Genomic DNA, 16,503 nt, shown 5'->3' on the forward strand with positions numbered 1-16,503 from the left:
CATGGGATATGACGCCGGGGCGACCGGCAAACGGGCCGGCGAAGGCATCTGCGATGGTATGATTAGCCCCAATTCTCGGGCTCGAGGGGTATTTTGAGGTGCTGGCGTCACGCCGCGCCGGCTTCCGCGCAGCCCGGCTTTCTGAACAGTGCAATAGCCCCGATACCAGGCCAGGTCCGGTTCCGATACCGGAGTGGCCGATACCACACGAGAAACCGTGCGACTATCCTCGATCAAGCTGGCGGGCTTCAAGTCATTCGTCGATCCCACCAATTTTCAAGTGCCCGGCCAACTGGTCGGCATCGTAGGTCCCAACGGCTGCGGCAAATCCAACATCATCGATGCGGTGCGCTGGGTGCTGGGTGAGTCACGCGCGTCCGAGCTGCGCGGCGAATCCATGCAGGACGTCATCTTCAACGGCTCCACTGCGCGCAAGCAGGCCGGCCGGGCCAGCGTCGAGCTGGTGTTCGACAACGCCGAGGGCCGCGCCGCCGGCCAGTGGAGCCAGTACGCCGAAGTCGCGGTCAAGCGGGTGCTGACCCGCGACGGCACCTCGTCCTACTACATCAACAACCAGCCGGTGCGCCGGCGCGACATCCAGGACATCTTCCTGGGCACGGGCCTGGGGCCGCGCGCCTACGCCATCATCGGGCAGGGCATGATCTCGCGCATCATCGAGGCCAAGCCCGATGACATGCGCATCTTCCTCGAAGAAGCCGCGGGCGTGTCCAAGTACAAGGAACGCCGCCGCGAGACCGAGAACCGCCTGTCCGACACGCGCGAGAACCTGACCCGCGTGGAAGACATCCTGCGCGAACTCGGCAGCAACCTCGAGAAGCTGGAGGGCCAGGCCGAGGTGGCGCAGCGCTTCAAGACGCTGCAGGCCGACGGCGAAGAGAAGCAGCACCTGCTGTGGCTGCTGCGCAAGCGCGAGGCTCTGCAGGAGCAGGAACGCCACCAGCGCGCCATCGAGCAGGCCCAGATCGACCTGGAAGCGCAGACCGCGCAGCTGCGCCATGTCGAGGCCGAACTCGAAACCATGCGCGCCGCGCATTACGCCGCATCCGACGGCATGCACGCCGCGCAGGGCGCACTGTACGAAGCCAATGCCGAAGTCAGCAAGCTGGAAGCCGAGATCCGCTACGTGGTGGAATCGCGCAACCGCGTGCAGGCCCAGATCGCCGCGCTGACCGCGCAACGCGAGCAGTGGCAGGGCAAGGCCGGACAGGCCACCGACGAACTGGCGCAGGCCGAGGAAAACCTGGCCGTGGCCGAAGGCCGCACCGTCGAGGCGCAGGAAGCCGTCGCCCACAAGAACGACGAACTGCCGACGCTGGAAGCGCAATGGCGCGATGCCCAGCAACTGCTGAACGAGCAGCGTGCCGGCATCATGCAGGCCGAGCAGGCGCTGAAGCTGGAAGCCGCGCAGCAGCGCAGCGCCGACCAGATGCTGCAGCAGCTGGAACAGCGCCGCGAACGCCTGTCGGCGGAAGAAAAGGGCCTGGACCGCCCCGACGAGACCCGCCTGGAGCAGGCCCGCGCCGAGCTGGCCGAGCAGGAAGCGCTGGTCGAAGAAGCCCAGGCCGTGCTGGCCGACGCAGAAGAGAACGTGCCGCGCCTGGACGAAGAACGCCGCGCCGCGCAGGCGCGCGTGCACAGCGAAGCCGCCGCCATCGCCACGCTGGAGGCGCGCCTGTCGGCGCTGCGCCAGCTGCAGGCGAACGTGCAGACCGACGGCAAGGTGCAGCCGTGGCTGGCCAGGCATGAACTGGCCGAGCTGCCGCGCCTGTGGAAGAAGGTCCATATCGAGCCGGGCTGGGAAAACGCGCTCGAATCCGTGCTGCGCGAAAAGCTGGCCGCGCTGGAAGTGTCGAACCTGGACTGGGTCAAGGCCTTCCTGTCCGACGCGCCGCCGGCCAAGCTGGCGTTCTATTCGCCGCCGGCCGCGGCCCGTCCGCTGGAAACGCCTGCCGGCCTGCGCCCGCTGATGTCGCTGGTGCAGATCACCGAGCCGGGCATCCGCGCGGTGATGCAGGACTGGCTGGCCGATATCTACGTCGCCGCCGACATGGCGCAGGCGCTGGCCGCGCGCAACACGCTGCCTGACGGCGCGTCGTTTGTCGTGGCCGAAGGCCACGTGGTGGGCCGCAACGCCATCCAGATCTACGCCGCCGATTCCGAGCAGGCCGGCATGCTGGCGCGCGAGCAGGAAATCGAAAACCTGCAGAAGCAGGCACGCGCGCAACTGCTGCTGTCCGACGAAGCCAAGACCCAGGCCGTGCGTGCGGAAGCGGCCTACACCCAGGCCAGCCAGGGCCTGGGCGATGCCCGCAGCCGCGCCGAGCAGGCCACCCGCCGCGTGCACGCGCTGCAGATGGACGTGCTCAAGCTGTCGCAGGCAATGGAGCGCTATTCCGCGCGCAGCGGCCAGATCCGCGAGGAACTGGACGAGATCCACGCACAGATTGAAGAGCAACGCGCCATCCGCGCCGAATCCGAGGCCAGCTTCGAGCAGCACGACGCCGCGCTGGCCGAGATGCAGGCCACCCACGAAGACCAGCAGATGGCCTTCGAGGCGCTGGACAGCAAGCTCTCGGGTGCGCGCCACCAGCTGCGCGACTTCGAGCGCGCCGCGCAGGAAGCGCTCTTTGCGGAGCGCAACCTGGCCAGCCGCATCGACGAGCTGCGCCGCAATATCCAGGTCGCCGCCGACCAGGCCGAACGCATTGCCGAATCGCTGGAAAACGCGCGCGCCGAACTGGAGACCATCAACGAGCAGACCGCGCATACCGGCCTGCAGGAAGCGCTGGAGCGCCGCGCCGGGAAGGAAGAGAAGCTCACCATCGCGCGCACCGAGCTGGATGCGCTGTCGGCACAGCTGCGCCAGTTCGACGAACAGCGCCTGGCCGCCGAGCGCAGCCTGCAGCCGCTGCGCGACCGCATCACCGAACTGCAGCTCAAGGAACAGGCCGCGCGCCTGAACCAGGAGCAGTTCAGCGAGCAACTGACCACTGCCCAGGTGGACGAGGCCGCGCTGGTGGACAAGCTGACCGGCGACCTGAAGCCGTCGTACCTGCAGGGCGAAGTCACGCGCATCAACAACGCCATCAACGCGCTGGGCCCGGTCAACATGGCCGCGCTCGACGAACTGGCCGCGGCGCGCGAGCGCAAGACCTTCCTCGATGCGCAGTCGGCCGACCTGAACGACGCCATCAACACGCTGGAAGACGCGATCGCCAAGATCGACCAGGAAACCCGCGCGCTGCTGCAGGGCACCTTCGACCAGGTCAACCACCATTTCGGCGAGCTGTTCCCGTCGCTGTTCGGCGGCGGCCAGGCGCGCCTGATCATGACCGGCGAGGAAATCCTCGACGCCGGCGTGCAGGTGATGGCGCAGCCCCCGGGCAAGAAGAACTCGACCATCCACCTGCTGTCGGGCGGCGAGAAGGCGCTGACCGCGATCGCGCTGGTGTTCGCCATGTTCCAGCTCAACCCGGCGCCGTTCTGCCTGCTGGACGAGGTGGACGCGCCGCTGGACGACGCCAACACCGAACGCTACGCCAATATGGTGGCGCGCATGTCGGACAAGACTCAATTCGTTTTCATCTCACATAACAAGATTGCCATGGAAATGGCTCATCAACTCATTGGCGTGACCATGCAGGAGCAGGGCGTTTCGCGTATCGTGGCCGTGGATATGGACGCGGCGGTTTCGATGGCGGAGGCAGCATGAGCCTGAACATGGACCTGCAGACCGCACTGATCGTCGCGGGCGTGGTTTTCGTGGTACTGGTGTTCGGCTACAACCAGTGGCAGATCCGCAAGGCGCGCCGCCCGCGCGAGCTGAGCCCGGAAGACGACCTGCCGCCGATGCGCGAGCCGGTGGTCGGGCAGAGCACCGCACCGGAAACCGCCGCGCGCCTGCATGAAGCCGCTGCCGAGCAGCCACCGCGGCGCGAGCCGACCCTGTCGCAGGCGACAGCCAAGGCCAGCGCCGCGGCGGTGACTGACAACAGCCGTGTGGCCGCCGCCGCTGCGGCCGCCGCAAGCACGGCCGATGCCGACGAAACCGTCGCCGAAGAAGTGGCGGTCGCGGCCGCGGCGTCGCACGTGGGTGACGACGAAGGCGACGCTGAATCTGCAGCGGCCCCGGCACCCGCGCCAGCGCCTGTCCCAGCCCCCGCGCCGGCTCCGGTCGCGGCCGTGCCGGACGGCCAGCCCGCGCCGGCCGTGATCGATCCGCTGATCGACTGCATCGTGCCGCTGCACCTGGAGCGCAAGGCTTCCGGCGACCGCATCCTGCCGCTGACCGGCCGGCTGCGCCGCGCCGGCACCAAGCCGGTCCATATCGAGGGCCTGCGCATCGAAGCCAATGCATGGGAGCCGGTGACCGCCGGCCATCAGTACGAAGACCTGCAGGTCGGCGTGCAACTGGCCAACCGCGGCGGCCCGCTCAACGCGCTCGAGTTCTCGGAATTCGTCACCGCGGTGGAGTCGCTGGCCGAATCGCTCGACGCCTCCGCCGACCTGCCGGACATGAGCGAGACCGTGGCCAATGCACGCGAGCTGGATGGCTTTGCCGCCGGCTGCGACGTGCAGCTGGGCGTCAACGTGATCTCGGATGGCGCGCCGTGGTCGGCGGCCTATGTGCAGAACGTGGCCACGCAGGACGGGCTGGTGCTGTCGCGCGACGGCACCCGCTTTATCCGCTACCAGGCCAACGCCGAGGGCGTGCAGCGTCCGCTGTTCACGCTGCAGTTCGGCGACACCAACTTCCTGCGCGACGACCTGACCGTCAAGGCTGGCCGCCAGATCACGCTGCTGCTCGACGTGCCGGTGGCCGACCAGGCCGCCAGGCCGTTCAAGACGGTGTGCGAGTACGGCCACACGCTGGCCCAGCGCATGGGCGCGCAGCTGGTCGACGACAATATGCGGCCGCTGACCGAAGCCTCGTTCGTCGCAATCTTCAGCCAGCTTGAAACGCTGTATAACAAGCTGGAAGCGCGCGGCATGCCGGCCGGGTCGTCGGTGGCGCTGCGCCTGTTCAGCAACTAGCCGGAGCCTGCCATGACCGCAACACACCGCGGCGCGCAGGCAGATGCCTCCGCGCCCGTCGGCGCCTTGCCGCCCGAAGCCGCAGCCAGGCGCGTGGCCTGGCTGCGCGACGAACTCGACCGCCACAATTACCAGTATTACGTGCTCGACGCGCCGACCATTCCGGATGCGGAATATGACGCGCTGTTCTGCGAACTGCAGGGCCTGGAGCTGGAGCATCCCGAACTCCAGACGCCGGACTCGCCCACGCAGCGCGTCGGCGGCGAGCCGCTGTCAGCCTTCGACTCGGTGCGTCACCGCATGCCGATGCTGTCGCTCAACAACGGCTTCGCCGACGAGGACGTGCTGAACTTCGACCGCCGCTGCGCGCAGGGCCTGGGGCGCACCGCGCCCGCCACCGGCGAGCCGGACCTGTTCAGCACCGCCGACGCGGTCGAGTACGCCTGCGAGCTGAAGTTCGACGGCCTGGCCATGTCGCTGCGCTATGAGGATGGCCGCCTGGTGCAGGCCGCCACCCGCGGCGATGGCGAGACCGGCGAGGACGTCACCGTCAACGTGCGCACCATCAAGGCGATCCCGCTGAAGCTGCGCGGCCAGGCGCCCGCGGTGCTGGAAGTGCGCGGCGAGGTCTTCATGTTCCGCCGCGACTTCGACAAGCTCAACGAGCGCCAGGCAGAAGCTGGCGAGAAGACCTTCGTCAACCCGCGCAACGCCGCCGCGGGCAGCCTGCGCCAGCTCGATCCGCGCATCACCGCAAAGCGGCCGCTGTCGTTCTTTGCGTACGGCCTGGGTGAGTTGCAGGGCGTGGACCGCCCACCCACCCACAGCGCCATGCTCGACGGCTTTGCCGCGCTGGGCCTGCCGGTGTGCAAGGATCGCGCGGTGGTGAAGGGCGCGCAGGGGCTGCTGGACTTCTATCGCGATATCGGCCAGCGCCGCGGCGCGCTGCCGTACGACATCGACGGCGTGGTCTACAAGGTCAATGCACTGGCCGACCAGGAGCGCCTGGGCTTTGTCTCGCGCGCACCGCGCTTCGCGTTGGCGCACAAGTTCCCGGCGCAGGAAATGACCACCATCGTCGAGGACATCGAGGTGCAGGTCGGCCGCACCGGCGCGATCACGCCGGTGGCGCGGCTCAAGCCCGTCTTCGTCGGCGGCGTGACCGTGACCAACGCCACGCTGCACAACGAGGACGAGATCCGCCGCAAGGACGTGCATATCGGCGACACCGTGATCGTGCGCCGCGCCGGCGACGTGATTCCCGAAGTGGTCGGCGTGGTGACCGAGCGCCGCCCGGCCGATGCGCGCGCGTTCGTGATGCCGACCGCCTGCCCGGTGTGCGGCTCGCATATCGAGAAGCTCGAGGACGAAGCCATCGCCCGCTGCACCGGCGGCCTGATCTGCGCGGCGCAGCGCAAGCAGTCGCTGCTGCATTTCGCACAGCGGCGCGCCATGGATATCGAAGGGCTGGGCGACAAGCTGGTCGAACAACTGGTCGACCACGGCATCGTGCGCACGCCGGCAGATCTGTTCAAGCTGGGCGTGGCCAAGCTGGCCGCGCTGGAGCGCATGGCGGACAAGTCGGCGGCCAACCTGGTGGCGGCGATCGACACGTCGCGCGCGACCACCATGAACCGCTTTATCTTCGCGCTCGGCATCCGCCATGTGGGCGAAGCCACCGCCAAGGACCTCGCAAAGCATTTCGGCAAGCTGGATGCGCTGATGGCGGCCGACGAAGCGGCGCTGCTGGAGGTGAATGACGTCGGCCCGGTGGTGGCGCAGTCGATCGCGCACTTCTTCGCCGAGCCGCACAACGTCGAGGTCATCGAACAACTGCGCGCCGCGGGCGTACACTGGACGGAAAGCGAGCCCGTGGCCAAGGCCCCGGCGCCGCTGTCGGGCAAGACTTTCGTGCTGACGGGCACGTTGCCCACCCTGTCGCGCGAGGACGCCAAGGAACTGCTGGAAGCCGCCGGCGCCAAGGTGGCGGGTTCGGTATCGAAGAAGACCGACTACGTCGTCGCGGGCGCAGAGGCAGGCAGCAAGCTCGACAAGGCCGAGGCGCTGGGCGTGCCGGTGCTGGACGAGGCCGGCTTGCTGGCGCTGCTGGCAGAGGCCGGCGCCGCGCCGGCCCAGGAATAACCGGGGAAACAACCATGATCCGCGAGATTCTCAAAATGGGCGATCCGCGCCTGCTGCAGGTGGCGCGTCCGGTGGAACGCTTCAACACGCCCGAACTGCGCACGCTGATCGAAGACATGTTCGACACCATGGACCACGCCAACGGCGCCGGCCTCGCCGCCCCGCAGATCGGCGTGGACCTGCAGGTGGTGATCTTCGGCTTCGACCGCAACCCGCGCTACCCGGACGCCCCCACCGTGCCCAAGACGGTGCTGATCAACCCGGTACTGGAGATGCAGTCCGACGAGATGGAGGACGGCTGGGAAGGCTGCCTGTCAGTCCCCGGCCTGCGCGGCGTGGTGCCGCGCCACCTGCGGCTGAAGTACAGCGGCTACGACCTGACGGGCAACCGCATCGAGCGCGTGGCTGAGGGCTTCCATGCGCGCGTGGTGCAGCATGAGTGCGACCACCTGCTGGGGATCCTGTATCCGATGCGGATCAAGGATTTCAGGCAGTTTGGATTTACGGAGGTGTTGTTTCCGGATTTGCCGCCGAATAGTGACGATTGAAGATCTGTGCGGTGGGGTATCGATGCCGCGCAAGGCGGAAAAAACCGGTCCTGTGGACTAATGCCGTTCAGTTAAGGTCTCAAGCCCTACCGTCATTCCCGCGCAGGCGGGAATCCAGCGTCTTTCACGTCCCCTTCGGGGATGAAGTCACTGGGTTCCCGCCTGCGCGGGAACGACGGTCGCTAACTGAACAGCATTAGGTCCTGTGGACCGGTTTTTTTTGTGTCGGCAATGCGGGAATCAGAACTTCTCAAACTGCCCCAGGAACCGCCACTTGCCCGGCGGCAGGTCCCCCAGCACGACACGTCCCATGCGCACGCGCTTCAGGCCCACCACCTGCAGCCCGACCTGCTCGCACATCCGACGGATCTGGCGCTTGCGGCCTTCGCGCAGCACGAAGCGCAGTTGCTCCTCGTTCTGCCAGCTCACCTTGGCCGGCTTGAGCGGCACGCCGTCCAGCGACAGGCCGTGGCGCAGCAGTTCCAGATCATCGGCGGGGAATTCCGCGCTGATGTTGCGCTCGACCGGACCCTGCGGCGAGTGCCAGACCACGCGCACCAGGTATTCCTTCTCGACAGTCGAATCTTCGCCGATCAGCGCGCGCGCGACGCGGCCGTCCTGCGTCAGCACCAGCAGGCCGGTCGAGTCGATATCGAGGCGGCCAGCGGGGGCCAGGCTCTTGCGTTGCCACGGGGCAAAGCGCTTGCGCGTGGCGTCGCCTTCCCACTGGTTCTCGGCGGTGAACAGCACCGCGGCGGGCTCGTAGCCGTCTTCGGCCTGGCCGGAGACGTAGCCTACCGGCTTGTTCAGCAGCACCGTGACGCGCTCGCCTTGTTCCGAGCGCGCTTCCTGCATGATTTCGATCTCGGCGTCGGGGCGGATGCGGCTGCCCAGTTCGGTCACGGGCTTGCCGTCGACCAGCACCCAGCCGTGCGGGATCCATTCGTCAGCCTCGCGGCGCGAGCACAGGCCCAGTTCGGACATGCGCTTGGACAGGCGCACCAGGCCGTCGTCGTGGCTGGACTCGGCGCGGGCGGGCGCGGGCTTTTCCTGGCGCGCGGCCGGTGCCTGCTGGCGTGCCGGGCCGGTGGTGCGGATGCGGTCGGCGGCGTCGCTGAAGCGGCGTGCCGGTGCGGTGCCTTCGCGGCGGCGCTCACCCGACGGCGCGGGGCGCGGGCGCTTGTCGTCATCGCCATAGCGGCGCGGACGCGAGTCGGCGCCTTCGAAGCGGCGGGGACGGTTGTCGTCATCGCCAAAACGGCGCGGCGGGCGCGACTCGCCGCCTTCGAAACGGCGCGGACGGGCCTCGCCGCGATCGTCGCCGGTGCGGCGGGGACGGTTGTCGTCGTCGCCGAAGCGGCGCGGCGGGCGCGAGTCGCTGCCTTCGAAACGGCGCGAGCTTGCCTCGCCGCGATCGTCGCCAGTGCGGCGCGGACGGTTGTCGTCATCGCCGAAGCGGCGCGGCGGGCGCGAGTCGCTGCCTTCGAAACGGCGCGGGCGTGCCTCGCCGCGATCGTCGCCAGTGCGGCGCGGACGGTTGTCGTCATCGCCGAAGCGGCGCGGCGGGCGCGACTCGCTGCCTTCGAAACGGCGCGGGCGTGCCTCGCCGCGATCGTCGCCATAACGGCGGGGACGGTTGTCGTCATCGCCGAAGCGGCGCGGTGGGCGCGACTCGCCGCCTTCAAACCGGCGCGGGCGTGCCTGGCGTTCGCCGTCAGCGGGACGCGGCGCGCGGGGCTTGCGCGGCTCGCCGGCGCCGGCCAGCGGTTCGCCCTGGGCCGGACGGCCGCCAGTCTTGCCGCCGGCGCGCTGCTGGGCGCGCTTGATGCCTTCGGAGACGGCCTGCACGCGCTTGCGGTTCAGGTCGGACACGCGCACGGGGCGGGTGCCGGTCTTGCGCGCGGCCGTGCCGGTGTCGCTGGCGGCCTTGATGCCTAGCGTCTTGCGCTTCGGCGAATTGCTGTCGGTCATATGTTGATGCTGCCCGCCCGCCTCAGATGGCGAGGGCGGCGAGCAAGTCCTGTTCAAGCTGAATCTGCAATCGGTTGTCGGCGGCCAGGCGGCTGCCGTCGACCAGGAACACGTCTTCGACGCGTTCGCCCAGGGTGTTGATGCGTGCCGTATGCACGGACACGCGATGCCGTGCCAGTACGCGGGCGATGGCGTACAGCAGGCCGGTGCGGTCGTTGGCGGACAGCGACAGCAGGTAATACTGGCCGCGCTCGTCCGGGCGCAGGTCGACGCGCGGCTTGATCGGGAAGCTGCGCGACTGGCGCGACAGCCGCCCCTGCGTGGGCTCGGGCAGGGCGCCCTGCTGAAGCAGTCGGTCGCACAGCTCGTGCTCCACCAGCGCGATGATGTCGCGGTAGTTGCCGCCGTCGCCGGCCATGCCCGGGTCGGTGACCTGGAACGTGTCCAGCGCGTAGCCGTGGCGCGTGGTGTGGATCTTGGCGTCCTGGATCGAGAACGCCTTGCGCTCGAAGTAGCCGCAGATGCGCGCGAACAGGTCGGGCTGGTCCTTGACGTAGACCGCCACCTGCAGGCCTTCGCCGGCGGGCGAGACGCGCGCCTTGACCACCGGCGTGGGGCTGTCGACCTTGTTGTACAGGTGGCGCGTGAGCCAGGCGATATCGTGCGAATCGTGGCGCAGGAAGAAGGCCACGTCGAGTTGCGCCCACAAGGACTTGCCCAGCGCCGGGTCGAACGCCTTCAGGCGCAGCTCGGAGATGGTGTCTTCCTTGCGCTGCGACCACAGCGAATGCGAATCCACGCGCGCGCCGCCCAGCACGCGCAGCGTGATGTGGTACAGGTCTTCCAGCAGCTTGCCCTTCCACGCATTCCACACCTTTGGGCTGGTGCCGCGGATATCGGCCACGGTCAGCAGGTAGAGCGCGGTCAGGTAGCGTTCGTTGCCTACTACGCGCGCGAAGGCGTGAACCACTTCCGGATCGGTCAGGTCCTGCTTCTGCGCCACATGGCTCATGGTCAGGTGGTTCTCGACCAGCCAGCAGATCAGGTCGGTGTCCTCGCGCGCAATGCCGTGCTGCTTGCAGAAGCGGCGTGCATCCGTGGTGCCGAGCTTTGAGTGGTCGCCGCCGCGGCCCTTGGCGATGTCGTGGAACAGCGCCGCTACCGACAGCACCCAGGGCTTGTCGAAGCTGGCCATCAGCTGGCTGCAGAACGGGAACTCGTGGGTGTGCTCGACGATGGCGAAGCGGCGCATGTTGCGCACCACCATCAGGATGTGCTGGTCCACGGTATAGACGTGGAACAGGTCGTGCTGCATCTGGCCGACAATGCGCCGGAAGTTGATCAGGTAGCGGCCCAGCACGCTGGTCTGGTTCATCAGGCGCAGCGCATGGGTGATGCCTTGCGGCTCCTGCACGATCGCCAGGAACAGGCGCCGGTTCTCTGGGTCGTTGCGCCAGGTCGCATTCATCACCGTGCGCGCGTTGTAGAGCCCGCGCAGCGTGCGCGGCGACAGGCCCTTCACGCCGGGGGTGCGCTCATACAGCAGAAAGGTTTCCAGGATGGCGTGGGGATCGCGCTCGTAGACGTCGTCGCTGGTGATTTCCAGCATGCCCTGGCGCTCGACAAAGCGCTCGTTGAGCACGCGCGTCACCTGCGACTCACTCGGGAACAGCATCGCCTCGATATTGAGCAGCAGCACGCTGTTGAGCTGCGTGACCGCCTTGGCGGCCCAGTAGTAGCGGCGCATCAGCTGTTCGCTGGCGCGCTTGTTGGCGTTCTGCCGGTAGCCGAAGGACTCGGCCAGCGCGGTCTGCAGGTCGAACACCAGCACATCCTGGCGGCGCCCGGCGACCAGGTGCAGGCGCGCACGGATGGTCTTCAGCAGGCGCTCGTTGCGGGCCAGTTCCTGGGCCTCGCGGCGCGTGAGCAGGCCCTTCTCGAACAGTTCTTTCCAGCTGTCGCCCAGGCTCGCGGCCTTGGTCATCCACAGGATCACCTGCAGGTCGCGCAGGCCGCCGGGGCTTTCCTTGCAGTTGGGCTCGAGCGAGTAGGGTGTGTCCTGGTACTTGGCGTGGCGCTGGCGCATTTCCAGCAGCTTGGCCTGGAAGTAGGCGGCCGGATCCAGGTCGGCCTGGTAGCGGGTGCGCAGCGCGTCGAACAGCTTGCGGTTGCCGGTCAGCAGCCGCGCTTCCAGCAAGGAGGTCTGGATGGTGACGTCCTGGCGCGATTCGCGCACGCAGTCGTCCACCGTGCGCACGGCCGAGCCGATCTCCAGGCCCAGGTCCCAGCACAGGCCGATAAAGCGTTCCAGCCGGCTGGCGGTGTCGTGGTCGGGCTCGGCGGGCAGCAACAGCAGCACGTCGACGTCCGAATACGGGAACAGTTCGCCACGGCCGTAGCCGCCCACCGCCACCAGTGCCGCGCCCGCGGGCATTTCCAGTCCGCGCCACGCCTCGATCAGCGCGGCGTCGACCGCGCGGCGCAGACGCGTGATCAGCGTGCCGACGTTGGCGCTGGCGTTGAAGTCGGCAGACAGCGCCTGCTTGTCGGCTTTGAGCTGGTCGCGCACGCGCGCGGCCAGCAGCAGTTCCGGCGTGGTGTCCATGGGGGTGGCGGAAAGGTTCGTGGGCACGGCTGGAAAAAGAAGGGCGCCCGGTCAGGCGCCCCTGGCTTCAGTGCGGCTTCAGGCCGCCACGGAATCGGTGGCGAAGGCCGGCGGGGCCGGCGTGCCGGCGGACACCGTCAGCACTTCGTAGCCGGTCTCGGTGACCAGCACCGTGTGCTCCCACTGCGCCGACAGGCTGCGGTCGCGGGTCTTCACCGTCCACTGGTCGGGCATGGTGCGGATATCGCGCTTGCCGGCGTTGATCATCGGCTCCACCGTGAAGATCATGCCGGCCTTGATTTCGGTGCCGGTGCCGGGGCGGCCGTAGTGCAGGATCTGCGGGTCTTCGTGGAAGTTCTTGCCGATGCCGTGGCCGCAGTACTCGCGCACCACGCTGTAGCCGGCGGCTTCGGCGTGCACCTGGATGGCATGGCCGATGTCGCCCAGGCGGGCGCCGTTGCGAACCTGTGCGATGCCCTTCCACATGCATTCATACGTCACCTGCGCCAGGCGCTTGGCCAGGATCGAGCCCTCGCCGACGATGAACATGCGGCTGGTGTCGCCGTAGTAGCCTTCCTTGGTGATGACGGTGATGTCCAGGTTGATGGCATCGCCGCTCTTGAGCACGCGCTCACCGGGGATGCCGTGGCAGATTACGTCGTTGACCGAGGTGCAGATCGCGCCGGGGAAGGGCGGGTAGCCCGGCGGCGCATAGTTCAGCGGCGCCGGCACGGTGCCTTGCACGTCACGCATATAGGCGTGGCAGAGGCGGTCCAGCTCGCCGGTGGTGACGCCCGGCTGCACGAAGGGCGTGATGTAGTCGAGGACTTCGGAGGCAAGGCGGCAAGCCACGCGCATCTGGGCGATGTCTTCGGCGGTGTTCAGGTAAATGCTCATGCTGCGTCGCCAGAAAGTGATGGCGAGGCCACTGGCCGCGCCGGAATCGAAAGATCAATGTGGGATTATCGCACCATCGGGACCAGATCGCAGCTTATGCAGGGCCGCGCTCAGCCGGGTTCGCGGACCGGCTGGGCGCCGGGCGGCTCCGGGGGGGCGGCTTGAGCGGACGGCACTTTTGTTGCTACAATAGCGGGCTGATCTGGATGCGGCGCAGCATTGCGTCCGCCAGCTCAGCTATTTTGCAGGATTTTTCCTGCGGTCGTTTGAAATCGCTGGCCCGCCTATCCGGGGTGTTCCTTTTCAGGAATGTCGGGGCGGGCTTCAGACCTAACCCTTTGGAGATTTACATGTCCGTTACCATGCGCGAAATGCTGGAAGCCGGTTGCCACTTCGGCCACCAGACCCGCTTCTGGAACCCGAAGATGGCCCCCTTCATCTTCGGCCATCGCAACAAGATCCACATCATCAACCTCGAAAAGACGCTGCCGATGTTCCAGGACGCAATGAAGTACGTGCGTCAGCTGGCAGCGAATCGCGGCACCGTCCTGTTCGTGGGCACCAAGCGCCAGTCGCGCGAAATCCTGGCTGAAGAAGCTGGCCGTGCCGGCATGCCCTACGTCGACGCCCGCTGGCTCGGCGGCATGCTGACCAACTTCAAGACGGTCAAGACCTCGATCAAGCGCCTGAAGGACATGGAAGCCGCCAAGGAAGCCGGCGCGCTGGAAACCATGAGCAAGAAGGAAGCGCTGATGTTCGAGCGCGAGATGCTGAAGCTGGAAAAGTCGATCGGCGGCATCAAGGACATGGGCGGCGTGCCGGACGCGATCTTCGTGGTCGACGTCGGCTACCACAAGATTGCCGTGACCGAAGCCAACAAGCTGGGCGTGCCGGTGATCGGCGTGGTCGATACCAACCACTCGCCGGAAGGCATCGACTACGTGATCCCGGGCAACGACGACTCGAGCAAGGCCGTGGCCCTGTACGTGCGCGGCGTGGCTGACGCGATCCTGGAAGGCCGTGCCAACGCGGTGCAGGAAGTGGTCGAGGCCGCGCGCGGCGGCGACGACGAATTCGTCGAAGTGCAGGAAGGCTGATTGCCCGCCGCCTGATTGCCGGAAAGGAACCCGCTAGCGCGCATCGTCACCAGACAGACAAGCAACGCTTGCCGCCCGTCACCACGGGCTGCGCGCAAGGCGAAAGCCGGGGTACGCCGGCAGCCGGCAGGAAGGGCAATAAAAAGGGGGCACATCTGGCGCCCCCTTTTTTTGAATATTGAATTGTTGTCATCCGCCGCAGGCAGCATCTGCCGCGGGTGTGCTGTAGACCCACCGACCGGGTGCCGCGGGCGACTGACGGCAGCCGGCGCGAACCATTCAAGGAGTGACAAATGGCGGCAATTACCGCAAGCATGGTTGCAGAACTGCGCGCGAAGACCGACGCGCCGATGATGGAGTGCAAGAAGGCCCTGACCGAGGCCGACGGCGACCTGAACAAGGCCGAAGAGCTGCTGCGCGTCAAGCTGGGCAACAAGGCCAGCAAGGCCGCATCGCGCGTGACCGCCGAGGGCGTGGTCGCATCGTTCATCGACGGCACCACCGGCGTGCTGGTCGAACTGAACTGCGAGACCGATTTCGTCTCCAAGAACGACGACTTCCTGGCCTTCTCGGCCAAGATCGCTGAACTGATCGCCAGGCAGAACCCGGCCGACGTGGCTGCCCTGGCCGCGCTGGAAATCGACGGCGTGAGCGTCGAAGCCACCCGCACCGCCCTGATCGGCAAGATCGGCGAGAACCTGACGATCCGCCGCTTTGCCCGCTACGCCAACGGCGGCAAGCTGGTTTCGTACCTGCACGGCACCCGCATCGGCGTGATGGTCGAGTTCGGCGGCGACGAAGCCGCCGCCAAGGACGTGGCCATGCACGTGGCCGCCATGAAGCCGGTGTCGCTGTCGGCCGAACAGGTCCCCGCCGACCTGATCGCCAAGGAGCGCAGCATCGCCGAGCAGAAGGCTGCCGAATCGGGCAAGCCGGCCGAGATCGCTGCCAAGATGGTGGAAGGCTCGGTGCAGAAGTACCTGAAGGAAGTCTCGCTGTTCAACCAGCCGTTCGTGAAGAACGACAAGCAGACGGTTGAGCAGATGCTGAAGGCCGCCAACACGGCGGTGAAGGGCTTCAGCCTGTTCGTGGTGGGCGAAGGCATCGAGAAGAAGCAGGACGACTTCGCCGCTGAAGTGGCCGCCCAGGTGGCCGCTGCCCAGAAGGGCTGATGTCCGGGGCGCCGCGGACTGCCCATTCGGGCTGGTCCGGGCGCCTATAATGCCGCAGGGGCGCCGTAAGGTGCCCCTCTGCACAAGTAGTGGGGCGCGGCGAGAGTCGCGCTGCACTGCAGCAGTCTGTTTTCGTGGTGGTCCAGGTGCAGGCCGGGGCACCACGAAAACCGGCTTTCTTCCGCCGGCGGCACGATGATCCGTGCCGCCGGTGCCAAAACATACGTCTCAGGATCGTCTCAACCGAGCGATCTGCTCCTGTCCGAGGGTGAACATGCCAGCCTACAAGCGCGTCCTTCTGAAACTGTCCGGTGAAGCCCTGATGGGCGAAGATGCCTTCGGCATCAACCGCTCCACCATCGAAGCGATGGTGAACGACATTGCCGAGATCGTGAAGCTCGGCGTGCAGGTGGCGGTGGTCATCGGCGGCGGCAATATCTTCCGCGGTGTCGCGGGCGGCGCCGCCGGCATGGACCGCGCCACTGCCGACTACATGGGCATGCTGGCCACCATGATGAACGCGCTGGCGCTGCAGGACGCGATGCGCCATGCCAATATCGAAGGCCGCGTGCAGTCCGCGCTGCGCATGGACCAGGTGGTCGAGCCCTATATCCGCCCGCGCGCGATCCGCCAGCTGGAAGAGGGCAAGGTGGTGATCTTCGCCGCCGGCACCGGCAACCCGTTCTTCACCACCGATACCGCCGCCGCGCTGCGCGGCTCGGAAATCGGGGCTGAAATCGTGCTGAAGGCGACCAAGGTTGACGGTGTGTACACCGCCGACCCGAAGAAGGACCCCAGCGCCACGCGCTACGCCACCATTACCTTCGACGAGGCCATCTCCCGCAACCTGCAGGTGATGGACGCCACTGCCTTTGCGCTGTGCCGCGACCAGAAGCTGCCGATCAAGGTGTTCTCGATCGTCAAGCCGGGCGCGCTCAAGCGGGTGATCCTGGGCGAGGACGAGGGCACCCTGGTGCATGTGTGAGTCCGGTAACGGATGCTGCGCCGCCGCGCTG

General features: G+C 67.4%; 10 protein-coding genes. 7 read left to right on the forward strand and 3 right to left on the reverse strand.

Annotated features, from left to right (window positions below; genetic code table 11):
• Positions 1-217 precede the first annotated feature (217 nt).
• From smc to def, 4 genes are read left to right on the forward strand one after another with little or no spacing between them, the layout of a single operon-like run.
• A complete protein-coding gene (smc, locus tag ACREYQ_RS07375; RefSeq protein ID WP_432260091.1) occupies positions 218-3,733 on the forward strand; it encodes a chromosome segregation protein SMC in 3,516 nt (1,171 codons plus the stop codon).
• Complete coding sequence (locus ACREYQ_RS07380; RefSeq protein WP_432260092.1) at positions 3,730-5,055, forward strand: cell division protein ZipA C-terminal FtsZ-binding domain-containing protein; 1,326 nt, start codon at positions 3,730-3,732, stop codon at positions 5,053-5,055. Before smc ends, ACREYQ_RS07380 begins: the two co-directional genes overlap by 4 nt.
• A 12-nt stretch (positions 5,056-5,067) precedes the next feature.
• Positions 5,068-7,197: an NAD-dependent DNA ligase LigA gene (gene ligA / locus ACREYQ_RS07385; RefSeq protein ID WP_432260093.1), complete on the forward strand. Its 2,130-nt coding sequence runs from the start codon at positions 5,068-5,070 to the stop codon at positions 7,195-7,197.
• A 14-nt stretch (positions 7,198-7,211) separates the two neighbouring features.
• Entirely contained in the window at positions 7,212-7,745 is a 534-nt protein-coding gene (gene def / locus ACREYQ_RS07390) for a peptide deformylase (RefSeq protein ID WP_432260094.1), read from the forward strand.
• Between the two features lie 240 nt (positions 7,746-7,985).
• Here the strand turns inward: def and ACREYQ_RS07395 are convergent, their stop codons facing one another.
• The 3 genes from ACREYQ_RS07395 to map all read right to left on the reverse strand — a co-directional run bounded on the left by ACREYQ_RS07395 (position 7,986) and on the right by map (position 13,218).
• On the reverse strand, positions 7,986-9,716 hold the full coding sequence (locus tag ACREYQ_RS07395) for a pseudouridine synthase (protein WP_432260095.1): 1,731 nt from the start codon (positions 9,714-9,716) through the stop codon (positions 7,986-7,988).
• A gap of 22 nt (positions 9,717-9,738) precedes the next feature.
• On the reverse strand, positions 9,739-12,321 hold the full coding sequence (locus ACREYQ_RS07400) for a [protein-PII] uridylyltransferase (RefSeq protein WP_432260096.1): 2,583 nt from the start codon (positions 12,319-12,321) through the stop codon (positions 9,739-9,741).
• Between the two features lie 78 nt (positions 12,322-12,399).
• Complete coding sequence (gene map / locus ACREYQ_RS07405) at positions 12,400-13,218, reverse strand: type I methionyl aminopeptidase (protein ID WP_432260097.1); 819 nt, start codon at positions 13,216-13,218, stop codon at positions 12,400-12,402.
• A 350-nt stretch (positions 13,219-13,568) separates the two neighbouring features.
• Between map and rpsB the strand changes: the two genes are divergently transcribed.
• From rpsB to pyrH, 3 genes are all read left to right on the forward strand, one after another.
• The gene (gene rpsB / locus ACREYQ_RS07410; protein WP_432260098.1) at positions 13,569-14,315 is read left to right on the forward strand and encodes a 30S ribosomal protein S2; all 747 of its coding nucleotides are present in this window, start codon (positions 13,569-13,571) and stop codon (positions 14,313-14,315) included.
• 293 nt (positions 14,316-14,608) lie between these two features.
• Positions 14,609-15,487, forward strand: coding sequence for a translation elongation factor Ts (tsf, locus tag ACREYQ_RS07415; RefSeq protein ID WP_432260099.1), 879 nt, complete (start codon positions 14,609-14,611; stop codon positions 15,485-15,487).
• 274 nt (positions 15,488-15,761) lie between these two features.
• The gene (gene pyrH, locus ACREYQ_RS07420; RefSeq protein ID WP_432260100.1) at positions 15,762-16,472 is read left to right on the forward strand and encodes a UMP kinase; all 711 of its coding nucleotides are present in this window, start codon (positions 15,762-15,764) and stop codon (positions 16,470-16,472) included.
• Positions 16,473-16,503: the final 31 nt, after the last annotated feature.

The sequence above is a fragment of the Cupriavidus sp. TMH.W2 genome (genome assembly GCF_050847365.1).
Lineage (GTDB): Bacteria > Pseudomonadota > Gammaproteobacteria > Burkholderiales > Burkholderiaceae > Cupriavidus.